At 66.0% G+C, this 17,684-nt stretch carries 15 protein-coding genes; 8 read left to right on the top strand and 7 right to left on the bottom strand.

The features are described 5' to 3' along the window. Positions 1 to 156 precede the first annotated feature (156 nt). From purD to rng, 6 genes are all read left to right on the top strand, one after another. Complete coding sequence (purD, locus tag ACT89O_RS14155) at positions 157 to 1,437, top strand: phosphoribosylamine--glycine ligase (protein WP_487260379.1); 1,281 nt, start codon at positions 157 to 159, stop codon at positions 1,435 to 1,437. Continuing rightward, on the top strand, positions 1,437 to 2,408 hold the full coding sequence (hemF, locus tag ACT89O_RS14150) for an oxygen-dependent coproporphyrinogen oxidase (RefSeq protein WP_487260378.1): 972 nt from the start codon (positions 1,437 to 1,439) through the stop codon (positions 2,406 to 2,408). The genes purD and hemF overlap by 1 nt, the downstream gene beginning before the upstream one ends. 194 nt (positions 2,409 to 2,602) lie before the next feature. Beyond that, entirely contained in the window at positions 2,603 to 3,475 is an 873-nt protein-coding gene (gene rsfS / locus ACT89O_RS14145; protein WP_431149415.1) for a ribosome silencing factor, read from the top strand. A 56-nt stretch (positions 3,476 to 3,531) separates the two neighbouring features. After that, positions 3,532 to 3,999, top strand: a complete 468-nt coding sequence (gene rlmH, locus ACT89O_RS14140; RefSeq protein ID WP_010458753.1) for a 23S rRNA (pseudouridine(1915)-N(3))-methyltransferase RlmH — start codon at positions 3,532 to 3,534, stop codon at positions 3,997 to 3,999. Positions 4,000 to 4,092: 93 nt separating this feature from the next. Beyond that, positions 4,093 to 4,707: a Maf family protein gene (locus tag ACT89O_RS14135; protein WP_487260377.1), complete on the top strand. Its 615-nt coding sequence runs from the start codon at positions 4,093 to 4,095 to the stop codon at positions 4,705 to 4,707. 30 nt (positions 4,708 to 4,737) lie between these two features. Beyond that, positions 4,738 to 6,225, top strand: a complete 1,488-nt coding sequence (gene rng, locus ACT89O_RS14130) for a ribonuclease G (protein ID WP_487260376.1) — start codon at positions 4,738 to 4,740, stop codon at positions 6,223 to 6,225. Between the two features lie 24 nt (positions 6,226 to 6,249). Here the strand turns inward: rng and ACT89O_RS14125 are convergent, their stop codons facing one another. After that, on the bottom strand, positions 6,250 to 6,858 hold the full coding sequence (locus tag ACT89O_RS14125; protein ID WP_487260375.1) for a glutathione S-transferase family protein: 609 nt from the start codon (positions 6,856 to 6,858) through the stop codon (positions 6,250 to 6,252). 95 nt (positions 6,859 to 6,953) lie between these two features. Between ACT89O_RS14125 and ACT89O_RS14120 the strand changes: the two genes are divergently transcribed. Beyond that, entirely contained in the window at positions 6,954 to 7,904 is a 951-nt protein-coding gene (locus ACT89O_RS14120; RefSeq protein WP_121506217.1) for a helix-turn-helix transcriptional regulator, read from the top strand. A gap of 187 nt (positions 7,905 to 8,091) precedes the next feature. Here ACT89O_RS14120 and ACT89O_RS14115 read toward each other — a convergent pair whose 3' ends face one another. The 6 genes from ACT89O_RS14115 to kdpF form a co-directional block, all read right to left on the bottom strand. Then, a complete protein-coding gene (locus tag ACT89O_RS14115) occupies positions 8,092 to 8,802 on the bottom strand; it encodes a response regulator (RefSeq protein WP_121420305.1) in 711 nt (236 codons plus the stop codon). A gap of 21 nt (positions 8,803 to 8,823) precedes the next feature. Further along, positions 8,824 to 11,556, bottom strand: a complete 2,733-nt coding sequence (locus ACT89O_RS14110) for a DUF4118 domain-containing protein (RefSeq protein WP_487260374.1) — start codon at positions 11,554 to 11,556, stop codon at positions 8,824 to 8,826. Positions 11,557 to 11,623: 67 nt separating this feature from the next. After that, positions 11,624 to 12,241: a potassium-transporting ATPase subunit KdpC gene (gene kdpC, locus ACT89O_RS14105; protein WP_487260373.1), complete on the bottom strand. Its 618-nt coding sequence runs from the start codon at positions 12,239 to 12,241 to the stop codon at positions 11,624 to 11,626. Positions 12,242 to 12,292: 51 nt separating this feature from the next. After that, complete coding sequence (gene kdpB / locus ACT89O_RS14100; protein WP_121420302.1) at positions 12,293 to 14,359, bottom strand: potassium-transporting ATPase subunit KdpB; 2,067 nt, start codon at positions 14,357 to 14,359, stop codon at positions 12,293 to 12,295. 21 nt (positions 14,360 to 14,380) lie between these two features. Beyond that, complete coding sequence (gene kdpA / locus ACT89O_RS14095) at positions 14,381 to 16,174, bottom strand: potassium-transporting ATPase subunit KdpA (RefSeq protein ID WP_487260372.1); 1,794 nt, start codon at positions 16,172 to 16,174, stop codon at positions 14,381 to 14,383. Continuing rightward, positions 16,171 to 16,266 (bottom strand): K(+)-transporting ATPase subunit F, encoded by a 96-nt coding sequence (gene kdpF, locus ACT89O_RS14090; RefSeq protein ID WP_010458774.1) that lies wholly within the window; start codon positions 16,264 to 16,266, stop codon positions 16,171 to 16,173. Before kdpF ends, kdpA begins: the two co-directional genes overlap by 4 nt. A gap of 500 nt (positions 16,267 to 16,766) precedes the next feature. On the opposite strand from kdpF, the gene ACT89O_RS14085 reads away from it, so the two are divergent. Further along, positions 16,767 to 17,669 carry a DMT family transporter gene (locus ACT89O_RS14085; protein WP_487260371.1) on the top strand — a complete coding sequence of 301 codons (903 nt, stop codon included), beginning with the start codon at positions 16,767 to 16,769 and terminating at the stop codon, positions 17,667 to 17,669. The last annotated feature ends 15 nt before the right edge of the window (positions 17,670 to 17,684 follow it).

Here is a 17,684-nt window from a genome sequence, read left to right as displayed (position 1 = left end):
CGCGGCGGGGCGGCCCTTGCGCGGGGGCACGGGCTTGGGTCGTGCCAGTTTCAACGGTTTTGTATGTAGCGAGCAGCGCGATCAGTCGCGATAGAGTTTTTTTACGAGCCCCTGAGCTGTGGCGTAGTGCCAAGCAGAGGTTCACCAAAGGTTCCTATGAAAGTACTTGTGATTGGTGGCGGCGGCCGTGAACACGCGATGGCGTGGAAACTGAGCGAGTCCCCCAAGGTGACCAAGGTGTATGTGGCACCTGGCAATGGCGGCACTGCGCTGAATTCCAAGCTCGAGAACGTGGCCATCACCGACGTGCGCGAACTGCGTGTGTGGGCGCAGGCCGAAAAGATCGCACTGACGGTGGTGGGCCCCGAGGCGCCACTGGCGGCGGGTGTGGTCGATGAGTTCCGTGCCAATGGCCTGCGCATCTTCGGCCCCACCAAGGCTGCTGCCCAGCTCGAAAGCTCCAAGGCCTTTTCCAAGGCCTTCATGCGCCGCCATGGCATCCCCACGGCCGACTACGACACCTTCACCGACCCCGCTGCGGCCCACGCGTTTGTGGACCGGCTGGGCGCGCCCATCGTCATCAAGGCCGACGGCCTGGCGGCGGGCAAGGGCGTGGTCGTGGCCATGACGCTGCAGGAGGCGCATGATGCTGTGGACTTTATGCTGGTGGACAACAAATACGGCGTGACCCACAACGAAGGTGGCGCGCGTGTGGTGATCGAGGAATTCCTTGAAGGCGAGGAAGCTTCCTTCATCGTGCTGTGCGACGGCAAGAACGTGCTGGCCCTGGCCACCAGCCAGGACCACAAGCGCCTCAAAGACGGCGACGAAGGCCCCAACACCGGCGGCATGGGTGCGTATTCGCCCGCTCCCGTGGTCACGGCCGATGTACATGCCCGCGCCATGCGCGAGATCATCCTGCCCACGATCCGTGGCATGGAAAAGGACGGCATCCCTTACACCGGCTTCCTGTACGCCGGCCTGATGATCGACGCCAAGGGCCAGCCCAAGACGCTCGAATTCAACTGCCGCATGGGCGACCCCGAGACGCAACCCATCCTCATGCGCCTGAAAAGCGATTTCAGCGACGTGATGGCCGCTGCCGCTGACGGCAAGCTCGATCAGATGGAACTGCAATGGGACCGCCGCACCGCACTGGGCGTGGTCATGGCCGCCCACGGCTACCCGGAGAACCCGCGTAAGGGCGATTCCATCACCGGCCTGCCTGCTGAGGCGGACGATGCCGTGGTGTTCCATGCGGGCACGCAGCTGAAAGACGGTGTGGTCAGCGTGACCGGTGGCCGCGTGTTGTGCGTGACGGTGCTGGCCGACAGCGTCAAGCAGGCGCAGCAGCGTGCCTATGACGTGGCGCGCGGCATCCAGTTCGATGGTGCGCAGTACCGCCGCGATATCGGCTTCAGAGCACTCAAGAGCTGATGGCAGACGTTCAGACCTTGAACCCCGCCGACACAGTGGCGAGGGTGCGCGGCTATCTGGTGGGTCTGCAGGCGCGCATCACCGACGCGCTCGAAGCCGTGGAAGGCGAGGGCGGTGCACGTTTTTTGGCCGACGCCTGGAGCAAGACGCCCGGTGAGCCGTTGCAGGGCGACGGCATCACCAAGATCATGGAAGGCGGCCGCGTGTTCGAGCGCGCGGGTTGCGGCTTCAGCCATGTGCGCGGCCCCCAGCTGCCACCCTCGGCCACGCAGCACCGGCCCGAGCTGGCGGGCGCACCGTTCGAGGCCATGGGCGTGTCGCTGGTGTTCCACCCGCGCAATCCCTACGTGCCGACGGTGCACATGAACGTGCGCATGATCGCGGCTGGTCACCCTGGGCAAGCGCCGACCTGCTGGTTTGGCGGTGGCATGGACCTCACGCCGTACTACGGCTTTGAGGAAGATGCGGTGCACTTTCACCGCACCTGCCGTGATGCCTTGGCACCCTTTGGTGACGACAAGTACCCGCGCTTCAAGCAGTGGTGTGACGAATACTTCTACCTCAAGCACCGCAGCGAGCAGCGAGGCGTGGGTGGCGTGTTCTATGACGACTTCTCCGAGCTGGGCTTTGAGCAAAGCCTGGCGATGACGCAGTCGGTGGGCGACGCCTTTTTGAAGGCCTACCTGCCTATCGTGGAAAAGCGCCAGGGCACGCCCTACGGCGAGCGCGAGCGGGACTTCCAGCTCTACCGTCGCGGCCGTTATGTGGAGTTCAACCTGGTCTGGGACCGGGGCACACATTTTGGCCTGCAGTCGGGTGGGCGCACCGAGTCCATTTTGCTGTCCATGCCGCCGCTGGTGGCGTGGTCGTACCAGCGTTCGGATGCGGCCGATTCCGCCGAAGCTGATCTCACGCAGCGCTTTCTGGTGCGGCGCGACTGGCTGGCTGGCGAGTCTGCTGCAGCGGTTTGAAAGCCTTGAAAAGCGCAAAAGCTATAATTTCAATAGCTGCCCGCGCTTTTCACACCGGCGCAAGAGGCCAAAAACACCTCAAACTGACGCAGCGCCAACGCGCAACAGCTGCGCAACACCCAAGGCGCAGCCCCACTGGTTGCGCGCTGCGTTGCACGCTATATTGATTCCATTTCCTCTCTAATCACCGCCTGATGACCACCTCCACCAAATCGGAAACCGCCGCCAAAAAAGACGTTACCAAACTCCAGCGCGCCATCGTTGATGGACTGGAGGACGTCAAGGCGCAAGACATCCAGGTCTTCAACACCGAGCATCTCTCGCCGCTGTTTGAACGGGTGATCGTGGCATCGGGCACCTCCAACCGCCAGACCAAGGCCCTGGCCGCCAGCGTGCGCGACGCGGTGAAGGAAGCGGGCTTTACCAAGCCGCGCATCGAAGGCGAAGACAACGGCGAATGGATCATCGTGGACTGCGGCGCCGCCGTGGCGCACATCATGCAGCCCGCCATCCGTCAGTACTACCGCTTGGAAGAGCTGTGGGGCGATACGCCCGTGCGCCTGAAGCTGGGCGCCGCCAAGCCGGTGTCCAGCGCTGCCACCGACTTGGCAGAAAAGAAGTCGGCCCAGAAGGCTGCCAAGTCCGACGCCAAGGCTGCAGGCAAGGCGACCGCCAAAAAGGCAGCCGCACCAGCCGTGCCGGCCCGGTCGGGCAAGGCTACGGTCAAGGCCGTGGCCAAAACAGCTGCCAAGTCCGCTGCCGCACCTGCCAAATCTGCTGCCAAACCTGCAGCCAAGACAACTGCAAAAGCACCTGCCAAAACATCTGCGAAAGCCCCGACCAGGGCGCCCGCAAAGAGCAGCAGCACTGCCAAGGCCGCACCCGCCAAGACGACTGCAAAGCCAACCACTGCCGCCAAGAAGCCCGCAGCTACCAAGGCACCGATCAAGACCGTGGTCGTCAAGCCATCGGCCCCCCGTAGCAAGACCGCTGCCGCCAAGCCCGCACCCGCGCGTGGCGGAGCAGCCGCCAAGCCCGCCGCCAAGAGGGCACCGGGCCGCAAGTGATTGCAGCCTCGGCCCATCGACGACCACCTGTACCCGCGCACCGCGCCTGAGTTGCCATGAAGCTGCTGATCGTGGCCGTGGGCCAGCGCGTGCCCGACTGGGCGCAGACGGCGTACGACGACTACGCCAAGCGGTTTCCGCCGGAGCTCAAGGTCGAACTCAAAGCCGTCAAGACCGAACCGCGCGGCTCTAAGACGCTGGAGACGCTCTACGCCGCCGAGCGCGAGCGCATCGAGGCGGCCATCCCCCGTGGCACGCGCGTGGTGGCGCTGGATGAGCGCGGCACCAATCTCACCACCAAGGCTCTGGCCGAGCGCCTGAAGGGCTGGCAACTGGGCGGCGACGACGTTGCCTTGGTCATTGGCGGCCCTGATGGGCTGGACCCGGCCTTTCGCCAGGGCGCCCATGAACGCATTCGCCTGTCGGACCTGACCTTGCCCCATGCCATGGTGCGGGTGCTGCTCATCGAGCAGCTGTACCGAGCCTGGTCGGTGAACGCCGGGCACCCTTACCACCGCGAGTAGGGTGCGGGCAGGTGGTGCACGGAACTCCTGTTTTTATAGCTTCTGGCGCTTGATGGGTAAGCGCTAGAGCCGATTTTTAATCAAAATCTGTTCATGCCTGACTTCATCTACCTTGCCTCCCAAAGCCCCCGTCGGCGCCAGCTGCTCGAACAACTGGGCGTACGCCACGAACTGCTGCTGCCCAATGTGGAGGGTGACGAGTCCGAGGACGCCGAAGCCATCGAGGTGGTGCTGCCCGGCGAAGCGCCTACGGCCTATGTGGAGCGCGTGACGGGCCTCAAGCTCGACGCTGCCGTGGCCCGGCGCGCCCGCCGTGGTTTGCCCGATGCGCCCATCCTGTGCTCTGACACCACCGTGGCGCTGGGCCGCACCATCTACGGCAAGCCCGACGACGCGCCCCATGCCGCGCGCATGCTGGCCGAGCTGGCGGGCCACGAGCACCGCGTGCTCACCGCCGTGGCGCTGCAGGTGGGCCCCAAGCGCCTGAGCGCGCTGTCCATATCCCGAGTGACCTTTGCAGCCATGACCACCGCGCAGATTGACGCCTACGTCGCCACTGGCGAGCCACTGGGCAAGGCGGGGGCGTACGGTATCCAGGGCCGGGCGGCGGCGTATGTGGAGCACCTGGCGGGCAGCTATTCGGGCATCATGGGGCTGCCCATGTACGAGACTGCGCAACTGCTGCGCGCTTCGGGCTTTGCCATCTAAGCGACGCTAACAAAAGACAACAACAACGCCATGCAACAAGACATCCTGATCAACTGGTCCCCCCAGGAAACCCGGGTGGCCGTGGTGGAGCACGGCGCCGTGCAGGAGCTGCACATCGAGCGCACGCTGGAGCGTGGCCTGGTGGGCAACGTTTACCTGGGCAAGGTCTCGCGGGTGCTGCCGGGCATGCAGTCGGCCTTCATCGACATCGGCCTGGAGCGCGCGGCCTTTTTGCATGTGGCCGATGTGTGGCAGCGCCAGCCCGATGGCGAGCCGCCCGCATTTGCCCGCAAGAACGAGCCGCAGGTGCCGATTGAAAAGCAGGTGTTCGAAGGCCAGTCGCTCATGGTGCAGGTCATCAAGGACCCGATTGGCACCAAGGGCGCGCGCCTTTCCACGCAGATCAGCGTGGCCGGGCGCCTGCTGGTGTTTTTGCCGCAGGACGACCATGTGGGCGTGTCGCAGAAGATTCCGCCCGCAGAGCGCGATGCGCTGCGTGCGCGCCTGCAGGCGCTGGTGGGCGACAAATCCACGGGCGGTGGCGGCGGGTTCATCCTGCGCACCAATGGCGAAGACTCTACCGACGAAGAACTGGCCGAAGACATTGCCTACCTGCGCAAGACCTGGGCGCGCATCAAGGAGGCATCGCTCAAGCTGCCTGCCATGTCGCTGCTCCATCAGGATTTGGACCTGCTGCAGCGCGTGCTGCGCGATCTGGTGGGTGACCATACGCAGACCATCCGTCTCGACTCGATGGAGCAGTTCCAGCGCCTGCGTGCGTTTGGGCAGGAGTTCATGCCAGCGGCTGCCGGCAAGCTACAGCACTACAAGGGCGAACGCCCGATTTTTGACCTGTACTCCATCGACGAAGAGGTGGCCAAGGCCCTGGGGCGCCGCGTCGATTTGAAGTCTGGCGGCTATCTCATCGTGGACCAGACCGAGGCGCTCACCACCATCGATGTGAACACCGGGGGCTACGTGGGGGCACGCAACTTCGACGACACCATCTTCAAGACCAACCTGGAGGCCGCCCAGGCCATTGCCCGCCAGCTGCGCCTGCGCAACCTGGGCGGCATCATCATCGTGGACTTCATCGACATGGTGCGGGACGACCACCAGCAGGCCGTGCTGGCGGAGTTCAAAAAGCAACTCGCCCGCGACCGCGTGAAGACCATGGCAGGTGGCTTCTCGCAGCTGGGCTTGGTGGAGATGACGCGCAAGCGCACGCGCGAATCCCTCGCCCATATGCTGTGCGAGCCCTGCGAAGCCTGCCAGGGCAAGGGCAGCGTGAAGACCGCGCGCAGCGTGTGCTACGACATCCTGCGCGAGATCCTGCGCGAAGCCCGCCAGTTCAACCCGCGCGAATTCCGCGTGGTGGCGTCGCCCCGCGTGGTGGAGCTGTTCCTGGACGAGGAAAGCCAGCACCTGGCTGGTCTCTCGGACTTCATCAAGAAGCCGATCTCGCTGCAATCCGAGAGCGCGATGGGGCAGGAGCAGTACGACATCGTGCTGCTGTAGCGCCCATCGTTCTGCGCGCCGTCTTCAAGCGTCGATCTGCATCGCCGGGCGTGCCTGCACCCGCGCCAGCCAGGTCTGCACATGCGGGTGCGCGTTGACGGGGGCGCCCAGGTACAGGCTGTAGCCCAGCACCGAGCCCACTACTAAATCCACCAGCGAATAGTCGGCACCCAGCATCCAGGGCTGCGCAGCCAGCCGCGCGTCCAGCACCGCCAGCAACTCGCTCAGTTGACGCAGGAGGGCTTCTGCTTGGGCGGCGTTGCGCCAAACCTCTTCGCCTTGGGTTGCCACATGCAGGCGTCCCACGAGCGCACCATAGGTCACATACGCCCAGGTGCACCACGACAGGGCCTGCAGCGCCTCGGGCGTGCCCGCAGCGGGCCACAGCCCGCGCTCAATGCCAAAGCGATGGCCCAGCCAGAGGTGGATGGCCAGGGCCTCGAACATGGGGGCGCCGTCCACAGTCAAGGTGGGCACCTTGCCGTTGGGGTTCATGGCCAGGTATTCCGGGCGGCGCTGCTCGCCGGTGCGGATGTCGATCTTCACGCGTTCGTGGGGCACGGCCAGCTCGGTCAGGGCGCAGGCGATGGGGGTGGCGCTGGACATGGGATGCCAGTAGAGAACGATGGACATGGAAAGCTCCTTGGGTGGTTGTGGAAGAAAAGGTGGTGCCACTGTAAAAGCCATTGCGGACAATTTCAGTCCGCAATAGAAAGTAAAGTCGCGCCATGCTCACTTCATCAACCCGCCTGCTGCGTCTGCTCTCCTTGCTGCAGACGCGCAACCACTGGATGGGGCCGGAACTGGCCGAGCGCCTGGAAGTGCACCCGCGCACATTACGGCGCGACATCGACCGCCTGCGCCAGCTGGGCTACCCCGTGCATGCCAGCAGCGGCGTGGCGGGCGGCTATGCCTTCCGGGCCGGTCAGGCGCTGCCGCCCTTGCTGCTGGACGACGACGAAGCGCTGGCCGTGTCGATTGCCCTGCGCACTGCCACCGCCGGCGCGGTCGGCGGCATTGAAGAGCCCGCACTTCGGGCCCTGGTCAAGCTGGAGCAGGCCATGCCCGCCCGCCTGCGGCAGCAGGTGGATGCACTACGCTCCACCATCCTGCCCATGGACCGTGTCGGGCCGGTGGTGGATGCCTCGCTGCTGGCCACGCTGGCGTCGGCCTGCCGTGACCAGTTGCGCCTGGCGTTCACCTACGGCGACAGCAAGGGCCGCAGCGCCGAACGCAGCGTGGAGCCCCAGGGCCTGGCCCATACCGGCCACCGCTGGTACTTGGTGGCGTGGGACCGGGTGCGGGAGGACTGGCGCACCTTCCGTATCGACCGCATCGTGGGGGCTCCCACGGTGGGTGCTCATTTCGCGCCCCGGGTGTCGCCCGATGGCGGGGATCTGAAGGCATACGTTTCACGTTCGATTGCAGTGGCGCCCCATGCCGAACAGGCGCGCATTGTGTTGCATGCACCGTATCAAGAGATGGCCAGACGCATTCCGCAGTCGGCAGGTGTGGTGTCGGCGCTCGATGAGGGGCAGCGGTGCCAGCTGGAATGCGGCGCCAACGATTCGCTGGTGTACTGGCTGATGGCGCTCGATGTGGAGTTCGAAGTGCTTGCACCCGTTTCGTTGAAGGAGCGCTTGCGGGTGGCGGGGGAGCGGGCCTTGCGCTGCGCCTGAAGTGAAACACCCCCTGAGTCGCTTCGCGCCTTCCCCCTCTCTCACGTTGCTTCGCCATCTGTGAGGGGTACGCCCCCAGCGCGGCGGCACTGGGTTTGGGCTGCGCCAGTTTCATGCATCGCGGGCGGCGCACAACGCAACGGACAACTACGGTTTCATATTTTTGAAAGCAAATGGGTATGAATGCTCAAGGCACGAAACGGTACCCGATGCCCGCCTCGGTCCGCAAATGCTGGGGCATGGAGGCATTGAGTTCCACCTTCTTGCGCAGGTTGGCCATGTGCACGCGCACGTAGTGCGTGTCTTCGGCATGGCCTGGCCCCCATACCGCCTTGAGCAACTGCTGGTGCGTGATCACGCGGTCGGGCTGTGACGCCAGGTGCGTGAGCAGCTTGTACTCGATGGGCGTGAGGTGCAGGGCCTCGCTGCCATCCTCCCCCGTGCGGCGCTCTACCGTTCGGCGGGCCAGGTCCACGGTGACGGGGCCGAACTGGATAACGGGTGTGGCCTCGGCGCTTGAGGCCCGCTGGCTGCGGCGTAGCTGGGCGCGCACGCGGGCCATCAGCTCGCCCGAGCCGAACGGTTTGACCAGGTAGTCGTCGGCCCCCGCATCCAGGGCCGCGATCTTGCTGGCTTCGGTGCTGCGGGCCGAGAGCACGATGACGGGCATGGCCGACCAGGTGCGCAGGTCGCGGATGAGGTCCACGCCGTCGCCATCGGGCAGGCCCAGGTCCAGCACCACCAGGTCGGGGCGGCGCGTGCCAGCTTCGATCAGGCCGCGCTGCAGGGTGGCGGCCTCGTGCACGGTGTGGCCTTCGCTCTCCAGCGTCAGGCGTACAAAGCGGCGGATGTCGGCTTCGTCTTCGACGATGAGGATGTGGGTGGGTAGGTCGGTCATGGTGGTTGCGGGGCCGTGCCGTCAAACGTCGCTGTTGGTATCGGTATCGGTGCCCAGATCGGTGGGCGGTGTGCCGCGTGGCAGCAGCAGCGTGAAGCGTGCGCCCGCAGGTTGGCCCTGGGCGTTGAGGATGGTCTCGCCCCTGATGCTGCCGCCATGCGCCTGCACGATGGCGCGGCAGATGGCCAGCCCCAGGCCCACACCGGGCGTGGCGCTTTCGCGGGCCCCACGCTCGAACTTTTCAAACAGCAGCTCCTCGCGGCCTTTGGGCAGGCCGGGGCCTTCGTCGGTGATGGTCAGGGCCACCGCATCGCTCTGGGCCTGCGCCCCGATGTGGATGGCCGTGCCGGCGGGCGTGTACTTGGCGGCGTTTTCCAGCAGATTGACCAGCACGCGCTCCATCAGCACGGCGTCGATCTGCAGCAGTGGCAGGTCGTCGGGCAGGTGCACGACCACACGGTGGGCGCCCATGGCGGGGGCGCCGGCAGCCAGCGCACTGCCCACCACTTCTTCCAGCGGCTGCCAGGCCTTGTTGAGCTGCACGGCCCCAGCCTCCAGGCGGGCCATGTCCAGCAGGTTGTTGACCAGCGCGCTCATGCGCTGGGCCGATTGCTGGATGGCGCCGGTCAGCTCCTGCTGGTGGGCGGGCAGGGGCGGCTGCACCATGGCCAGTGATTCGGCCAGGCCGACCAGTGAGGCCAGCGGCGTGCGCAAGTCGTGCGAGATGGCAGAGAGCAGCGAGTTGCGCAGCCGCTCGGACTCGATCTGCACCGTGCTTTTTTGCGCCACATCAATGTAGTGGATGCGCTCCAGCGAGATGGCCAGCAGCGAGGCACAGGTCTGCAGCAGGCGGCGCGGTTCCACCCCTGGCACCTGGCCCTGGGGCATGGCCACCACCAGCACGCCGCGGATGCGCATGGGCGCCTTGAGCGGCAGCACCAGCGTGGGGCTGGAGTGCAAGGTGTCCGTACCCCGGCCAGCAGGCTCACCGCGCTCAAACGCCCATTGCGCCACGGCCATGTCCACCGGCGCGCTGCCACCGGGCAGTATCTGAAGGCGGTTGTCGTCGTCAGCCACCACCAAGGTGCTGCCTGCGTTGAACTCGCCGGTCATGAACCGCGCGCCGATTTCGGCCACCTGCTCGGGCAGCAGCGCGGCAGAGAGGTCGCGCGCCATGTCGTACAGGCTGCGCACGCGGTGTTCGCGCTCGGTGGCGGACTCTGCCTGCACCTTGAGCCCGGCGGTGAGCTGGCCCACTACCAGGGCCACCACCAGCATCACGGCAAATGTGACGAGGTACTGCGCGTCACTGACCGCAAACGTGAAGCGCGGCGGTACAAAGAAAAGGTCGAAAAACGCCACACCCAGAATAGCGGCCATCACGGCAGGGCCGCGTCCAAACCGCAAGGCCACGCCCACCACCACCAGCAAAAACAGCATGACGATGTTGGTCAGCTCCAGCACATCGGCCAGCGGCGTGGCCACCACGGCGGCAATGCAGCAGGCCAGGGCCGCCGCCAGGTAGCCAGGCCAGAAGGCAGTGCCCTTGTTCGTGGTTTCAGACGATGCATTGGAGGTGGGGGGGCGCGCCAGGCCTGCGCGGGCGGGCAGCGTGCCCACCTGCAGCAGGTCGAGGTCGCTGGCCAGATGCCCCACCTGGTCGGCCAGCGTGGTCTGCCAGGGCCAGCGGCGTGCGCTGCGGCCCATGACCACGCGCACCAGGTTGTGCTCGCGCGCATAGCGCACCAGGGCCTGCGCAGGCTGGGCAGCAGGCAGTACCGTGCAGGCCACGGCCCCCAGCTGTTGGGCAAGTTTCAAGGTGCGTTCCACCTGCGGATGCAGCGTGGCCGACCGGCCTTGCTGCTCGGGCGTCTCGACATGCACGGCGTGCCAGGGCAGGTCGAGCTGCGCGGCCAGGCGGGCGCAGCTGCGCACCACCTTTTCGGCGTTGTCGCCCGTGCCCACGCAGGCCAGCAGGGCCTCGCGGTTGGGCCACACGGCTTCGGCAGTGGTGGTGCTGGCGCGGCGGTAGGCGCGCATTTCATCGTCCACCCGGTCGGCGGTGCGGCGCAGGGCCAGCTCGCGCAGGGCCAGCAGGTTGCCTTTGCGAAAAAAGTTGGCGGCGGCGCGTTCGGCCTGCTGGGGCAGGTAGACCTTGCCGGCCTTCAGGCGCTCCAGCAGTTCGTCGGGCGGCAGGTCTACCACCACCACTTCGTCGGCCGCGTCAAAGAACTGGTCGGGCACCGTCTCCCACACGCGGATGCCGGTGATGCCGCTGACGATGTCGTTCAGGCTCTCCAGGTGCTGCACGTTCATGGTGGACCACACGTCGATGCCTGCGGCCAGCAGTTCTTCGGCGTCTTGCCAGCGCTTGGGGTGGCGCGAGCCTTGCACGTTGCTGTGGGCCAGTTCATCGAGCAGCACCAGGCCTTCGGGGTGCTCTGCCCCCCAGGCCAGGGCGGCGTCCAGGTCGAACTCGGGCAGGGTGCGGTCTTTGTAGGGCAGGGCGCGCAGTGGCAGGCGCTGCAGGTGCGTGGTCAGCGCCTCGGTGTCGGCCCGGCCGTGCGTCTCGACCACGCCGATGGTGACGGGCAGGCCCTGCGCTTGTGCGGCCCTTGCCGCCGACAGCATGGCAAAGGTCTTGCCCACGCCCGCGCAGGCGCCGAAGAACACCTTGAGCCGCCCGCGCTGCTGCTGGGCCTGCTCTTGCTGGATGCGCTGCAGCAGCGCGTCGGGGTCGGGGCGATCCTGCATGGGCACAGTGTACTCGTCAATTTTGAATCAAATTGGCCTCTGGCGCTTGCCCGTCAAGCATAAGCAGCTATTGTTTTGGTAGCGATTCAAGGGCGAGGTTCAAGGCGAGAACGTTTACACGCGGCTCGCCCAGCAGGCCCAGCCAGGGGCTTTCGGTGTGCTGCTGCACCAGGGCCTGCACCTGCGCCAGCGGCAGGCCGCGGGCCTTTGCCACGCGGGCTGCCTGGTAGTCGGCAGCGGCGGGGCTGATCTGCGGGTCGAGCCCGCTGGCCGATGCGGTGACCAGGTCCACGGGCACGGGGCGGGTGTTGCCAGGGTCCGCAGCACGCAGCGCCTCGATGCGGGCCTTCACGGCATCTGCCAGCGCCGGGTTGGTGGGGCCCAGGTTGGAGCCGCCCGATGCCGATGCGTTGTAGGGCATGGGCGCCGTGGTTGAAGGGCGGCCCCAGAAGTGGCCGGGTTCGGTGAACGACTGGCCGATGAGCTCGGAGCCTACAGTCTTGCCACCCTGGGTGATCAGGCTGCCATTGGCCTGGTGGGGGAACGCGGTCTGCGCCACGCCGGTGACGAGCAGCGGGTAGAGCAGGCCGGTGACGATGGAGAGCGCGATAAACAGCGTGAGTGCAGGGCGAAGCAGGCCGCCTGGGCTGGCGGGCGTGTCGTCTCGGGGGATACGGATAGGCATACGATTTTCCTTGTCAGTGATTGGGGGCGGTGTCTTTGGTTGGGGCACGGCTCAGGTCAGACCTGCGGCGGCCAACACCATGTCAATCAGCTTGATGCCAACGAATGGCACCACCATGCCCCCCAGCCCATAAATGGCCAGGTTGCGGCGCAGCAGCGCGGCGGCACCCACAGCGCGGTAGGCCACGCCCTTCAAGGCCAGCGGGATCAAAAAGATGATGATCAGCGCGTTGAATACCACGGCGGACAGGATGGCCGACGAGGGGCTGGCCAGGTGCATGAAGTTCAGCGCCGACAACTGTGGGTAGGTGGTGACAAACGCCGCTGGGATGATGGCGAAGTACTTGGCGATGTCGTTGGCAATGCTGAAGGTGGTGAGCGAGCCGCGCGTCATCAGCATCTGCTTGCCGGTCTCCACAATCTCGATGAGCTTGGTGGGGTTGCTGTCCAGGTCCACCATGTTTCCGGCCTCCTTGGCGGCTTGTGTGCCCGTGTTCATGGCGACGGCCACGTCGGCCTGGGCGAGGGCGGGGGCGTCGTTGGTGCCGTCGCCCGTCATGGCCACCAGCTGCCCGGCCGTTTGGTAGCTGCGGATGAGCTGCAGTTTCGCTTCGGGCGTGGCCTCGGCCAGGAAGTCGTCCACGCCCGCTTCGGCCGCGATGGCGGCGGCCGTGAGGCGGTTGTCGCCGGTCACCATCACGGTCTTGATGCCCATGCGGCGCAGCTCGGCGAAGCGCTCCTTGATGCCGCCCTTGACCACGTCTTTGAGCTCCACCACGCCCAGCACGTGGGCACCATCGGCCACCACCAGGGGCGTGCTGCCACGGCGGGATACGTCGTCCACCGCCGTCTGCACGGCGGTAGGAAAGCGTCCGCCCAGTGCCTCCACATGCTTGCGGATGGCGTCTGCTGCACCTTTGCGCAGCAGGCGCGGGCCGGGCAGGTCCACCCCGCTCATGCGGGTCTGGGCGGTGAAGTGCACGAACTGGGCGCCCATGGCCTCGATGTCGCGCTCGCGCAGGTTGAACTTCTGCTTGGCCAGTACGACGATGCTGCGGCCTTCGGGCGTTTCGTCGGCCAGCGATGCCAATTGGGCGGCGTCGGCCAGGGCGGCATCCGTGACACCCGGGGCCGAGATGAACTGGCTGGCCTGGCGGTTGCCCAGGGTAATGGTGCCGGTCTTGTCCAGCAGCAGCACGTCCACGTCGCCTGCAGCCTCCACCGCGCGGCCTGAGGTGGCGATCACATTGGCCTGCATCATGCGGCTCATGCCCGCCACGCCAATGGCGCTGAGCAGGCCAGCAATCGTGGTGGGGATCAGGCACACCAGCAGGGCCACCAGCACCACCAGGCTCACAGGCTCGCCCGCACCGCTGGCCTGCACGCTGAACAGCGAGAACGGCAGCAGCGTGACCACCACACCCAGGAACACGATGGTGAGCGCCACCAGCAAAATGGTCAGCGCGATCTCGTTGGGTGTCTTGTGGCGCTTGGCGTTCTCCACCATGGCGATCATGCGGTCCACGAAGGTCTCGCCGGGGTTCACGGCCACGCGCACTACGATCCAGTCGGACAGCACGCGGGTGCCGCCAGTCACGGCCGAGAAGTCTCCGCCCGATTCGCGGATCACCGGGGCGGATTCGCCGGTGATGGCGCTCTCGTCCACCGAGGCCACACCATCGATCACCTCGCCATCGGCAGGGATGGTGTCACCCGCCTCCACCAGCACCACATCGCCCTTGCGCAGGTTGGCTGCCTCCAAGGGCAGCCAGGTCATGGCGGTGCGTGGGGTGTTGCGGTCAAACTGGCCGTCCAGCTTTTTCGCCCAGGTCTGCTTTTTCAGGCCGCGCAGCGAAGCCGCCTGGGCCTTGCTGCGGCCCTCGGCCATGGCCTCGGCAAAGTTGGCGAACAGCACGGTGAACCACAGCCACAGCGCCACGGCAGCGGTGAAGCTCTCAGGTTTGCTGGCGGCCAGCGCAGTGGTGAAGGCGCTGCCCACATACACCACAAACATCACGGGGTTGCGCCATTGCACGCGCGGGTCCAGCTTCTTGAAAGCCTCCAGCAGCGCGGGGCGCACCAGAGCGGGGTCGAACAGGGTCAATGTTTTGCGAGTCATCACAATCTCCCAGCTATCTTCTTAACGTGGCCAGAGCATCAAATGCTCGACCACCGGTCCCAGCGCCAGGGCGGGTACATAGTTCAGCAAACCCACCAGCAGCACCACACCAGCCAGCAGCGCCACAAACAGCGGGCCGTGGGTGGGCAGGGTGCCGTCGGTGGCGGTGGCGCGCTTCTTGGCGGCCAGGGCACCGGCCATGGCCAGCACGGGCACGATCACGCCAAACCGCCCCAGCCACATGGCCACGGCCAGCAGCGTGTTGTAGAACGGGGTGTTGGCCGACAGGCCTGCAAAGGCGCTGCCGTTGTTGTTGGCGGCGGAAGACAGCGCATACAGCACCTCGCTGAACCCATGCGCGCCCGGGTTGGCCAGGCCAGCGCGGCCCGCCTCGCTCATCACCGCTACGGCCGTGCCCAGCAGCACCAGCAGCGGGGTGATGAGGATCGCGATGGACACAAGCTTCATCTCGTGCGCCTCGATCTTCTTGCCCAGGTATTCGGGCGTGCGGCCAATCATCAGCCCGGCAATGAACACGGCCATGATGGCGAACACCAGCATGCCGTACAGGCCCGAGCCCACGCCGCCAAATACCACCTCGCCCATCTGCATGAGCACCATGGGCACCATGCCGCCCAGGGGGGTGAAGCTGTCGTGCATCGCAATCACCGCGCCGCAGCTCGCGGCTGTAGTGATCACTGCGAACAGGGCCGAGGCGGCGATGCCAAACCGCGTTTCCTTGCCTTCCATGTTGCCGCCCGGCTGCAGCGCGCTGGCGGCTTGGTCCACGCCCAGCGAGGCCAGAAGCGGGTTGCCCTGCTGCTCAAACGTGGTGGCTGCCACCACTGCGACCAGGAATAGGAGGCTCATCGTTGCCAGAATCGTCCAGCCCTGGCGCTCATCGCCCACCATGCGGCCAAACACCAGGCACAGCGCGGCGGGGATGAGGAAGATCGCCAGCATCTGCAGCAGGTTGCTGGCGGCCGATGGGTTCTCGAACGGGTGGGCCGAGTTGGCGTTGAAGAAGCCACCGCCGTTGGTGCCCAGCATCTTGATGGCGAGCTGTGAGGCCACGGGGCCCATGGCCAGCGTCTGGGTGGTTTGTGTGGCGGGCTCGGTGACCGGGGCGCCTTGTGCGTCGAGCACGGGATGGCCTGCGCTATCGAGCTTGGGGGCGTCGTAGTGGACGGGCTCCAGCGTCTGTGCCTCGGTATAGGACGACAGGTTCTGAATCACCCCCTGGCCTGCAAACACCACGGCCAACACCAGCGACAGGGGCAGCAGCACCCATAGCGTGGCGCGGGTCAGGTCGGCCCACACATTGCCGATGGATTGTGCAGAGTGCCTTGCAAAACCACGCACCAGCGCAATGACGACCACCAGGCCCGTGGCGGCAGACAGAAAGTTCTGCACCGTCAGCGCCAGCATCTGCGTGAGGTAGCTCATGGTGCTCTCGCCACCATAGCCTTGCCAGTTGGTGTTGGTGACAAAGCTGACGGCCGTGTTGAAGGCCGAGTCCGGCGACACGGCAGCCATGCCTTGCGGGTTGAGGGGCAACACCGCCTGCCAGCGTTGCAGCGCATACACGGCCAGCACGCCCAGGCCGTTGAACACCAGCAGGCCCAGCGCGTAGCGCAGCCAGCCAGTTTCTTCGTCGGGCCGCACGCCAGCCAGTTTGAACAGCGGCCCCTCCAGCCGCCGCCCTAAGGTAAAGCGGCCTGCCATCACGGTATCAATCCAACGCGCCAGCGGCCATGCCAGCGCCAGCAGCAGTGCGATAAACACTGCCAATTGCAGCCAGGCACCGGTGCTCATGAAAAGTCCTCCGGCCGCAGCAGCACGGCGACCAGATACACCAACAGGGCAGCAGCCAGCACGGCCGCCAGAATCATCCAGCCGCTGGTCATGACCGCCCCCCTTGCGCTTGCTGTTGCAGCCGCGCGCAACCCTGGGCCAGCCCATAGACAGCCAGCCAGAGCAGGCCTGCTGCCGCCAAAAATATCCAGTCCATAGCGTCCTCCTTGAGACATGGACCGATGCTAGGAATGGCCGCATCAAGACGAGCGCAAGAGTGCGGGGTGGGGTATCAAGATCGCATCAAGATGCGCGGGCGCGCGGCCGGACTATCAAACAGGTGTGTGGTGGTGTGCTATCCAGTTGATAGCTGTTGGCGCTTTATCTTCCTGCGCTAAAGGCTGTTTTTGCTCTGATTCACCTTTGTGCGGGGCACGGGCCGGCTGATGGTGGTGCAGGCGTTGGGTGTGTCTGCTGCTGAACGCCTTGCTGGGGCACACACTGAGGCTTTCTAGCAAGAGAGCCGGGTCACAGCAGTGCTTGGATGCCAGCCCGGAGCCAAGGCGCTCGCGAGGTGAGATCATCCCCACCCCGGTTTTCGTTTCTTTTCTTCATGACCCAGGCCACTCCACTCCGTCCCAGCGCTTCCAGTCCGCTCAATTCGCTGGTTCCTTTGCTTTTTGTGGCGCTCTGGAGCACCGGCTTTATCGGCGCCAAGCTGGGGCTGCCGTATGTGGAGCCACTGACCTTTCTGGCGCTGCGGTTTGCCATCGTCATCGTGCTCATGCTCGCGGTGGTCGCCGTGGCGCGTGCGCCGTGGCCGCCAACGGGACGGGCCTGGCTGCACATTGGGGTGTCGGGCCTGCTGGTGCACGGCGTGTACCTGGGTGGGGTGTTCATGGCCATCGGGCACGGGCTGCCGTCAGGCATCACGGCGCTGGTGGTGGGGTTGCAGCCACTGCTGACAGCCCTGGTGGCCGGGGCTTTGCTGGGCGAGAAGGTGCGGCCGGCCCAGTGGGCGGGCCTGGCCCTGGGCTTTACCGGCGTGGCGCTGGTGGTGGCGGGCAAGGTGGCCACCGTGCCGGCGGGTGCTTTGTTGGGAATGCTGCTGCCCGCTGTGGTCGCGCTGCTGGGCATCACGGCCGGCACGCTGTACCAGAAGCGGTTCTGCCCCTCGTTCGACTTGCGTACGGGCTCGGTGATTCAGTACCTACCCTGTGCCGTGGCCATGGCCGCCGTCGCCTACGCCACCGAATCCATGGCCATATCGTGGACGGGAGAGTTTGTGTTTGCGCTGGGCTGGCTGGTACTGGTGCTCTCGCTGGGGGCGGTGAGCCTGCTGAACCTGCTCATTCGCCGGGGCGGCGCGGTGAACGTGGCCAGCCTGTTCTACCTGACCCCGCCCACCACCGCGCTGATCGCCTGGGCCATGTTTGGCGAGACGCTCAGCGGTTGGGCGCTGGTGGGGATGGCGTTGGCAGTGGTGGGGGTGTGGCTGGCGCGGCAGACGAGGTAGGGCCTCAATAGGCCC

Source organism: Acidovorax sp. NN32 (genome assembly GCF_057597245.1).
Note: the sequence above shows the minus strand (reverse complement) of the source record. Positions and strands in the feature narration are given on the sequence as shown.

Excerpts from the sequence above, each read along its gene's own strand:
- purD (WP_487260379.1), top strand. The coding sequence starts at position 157 with ATGAAAGTACTTGTGATTGGTGGCGGCGGCCGTGAACACGCGATGGCG.
- hemF (WP_487260378.1), top strand. The coding sequence starts at position 1,437 with ATGGCAGACGTTCAGACCTTGAACCCCGCCGACACAGTGGCGAGGGTG.
- rsfS (WP_431149415.1), top strand. The coding sequence starts at position 2,603 with ATGACCACCTCCACCAAATCGGAAACCGCCGCCAAAAAAGACGTTACC.
- rlmH (WP_010458753.1), top strand. The coding sequence starts at position 3,532 with ATGAAGCTGCTGATCGTGGCCGTGGGCCAGCGCGTGCCCGACTGGGCG.
- ACT89O_RS14135 (WP_487260377.1), top strand. The coding sequence starts at position 4,093 with ATGCCTGACTTCATCTACCTTGCCTCCCAAAGCCCCCGTCGGCGCCAG.
- rng (WP_487260376.1), top strand. The coding sequence starts at position 4,738 with ATGCAACAAGACATCCTGATCAACTGGTCCCCCCAGGAAACCCGGGTG.
- ACT89O_RS14125 (WP_487260375.1), bottom strand. The coding sequence starts at position 6,858 with ATGTCCATCGTTCTCTACTGGCATCCCATGTCCAGCGCCACCCCCATC.
- ACT89O_RS14120 (WP_121506217.1), top strand. The coding sequence starts at position 6,954 with ATGCTCACTTCATCAACCCGCCTGCTGCGTCTGCTCTCCTTGCTGCAG.
- ACT89O_RS14115 (WP_121420305.1), bottom strand. The coding sequence starts at position 8,802 with ATGACCGACCTACCCACCCACATCCTCATCGTCGAAGACGAAGCCGAC.
- ACT89O_RS14110 (WP_487260374.1), bottom strand. The coding sequence starts at position 11,556 with ATGCAGGATCGCCCCGACCCCGACGCGCTGCTGCAGCGCATCCAGCAA.
- kdpC (WP_487260373.1), bottom strand. The coding sequence starts at position 12,241 with ATGCCTATCCGTATCCCCCGAGACGACACGCCCGCCAGCCCAGGCGGC.
- kdpB (WP_121420302.1), bottom strand. The coding sequence starts at position 14,359 with ATGACTCGCAAAACATTGACCCTGTTCGACCCCGCTCTGGTGCGCCCC.
- kdpA (WP_487260372.1), bottom strand. The coding sequence starts at position 16,174 with ATGAGCACCGGTGCCTGGCTGCAATTGGCAGTGTTTATCGCACTGCTG.
- kdpF (WP_010458774.1), bottom strand. The coding sequence starts at position 16,266 with ATGACCAGCGGCTGGATGATTCTGGCGGCCGTGCTGGCTGCTGCCCTG.
- ACT89O_RS14085 (WP_487260371.1), top strand. The coding sequence starts at position 16,767 with ATGACCCAGGCCACTCCACTCCGTCCCAGCGCTTCCAGTCCGCTCAAT.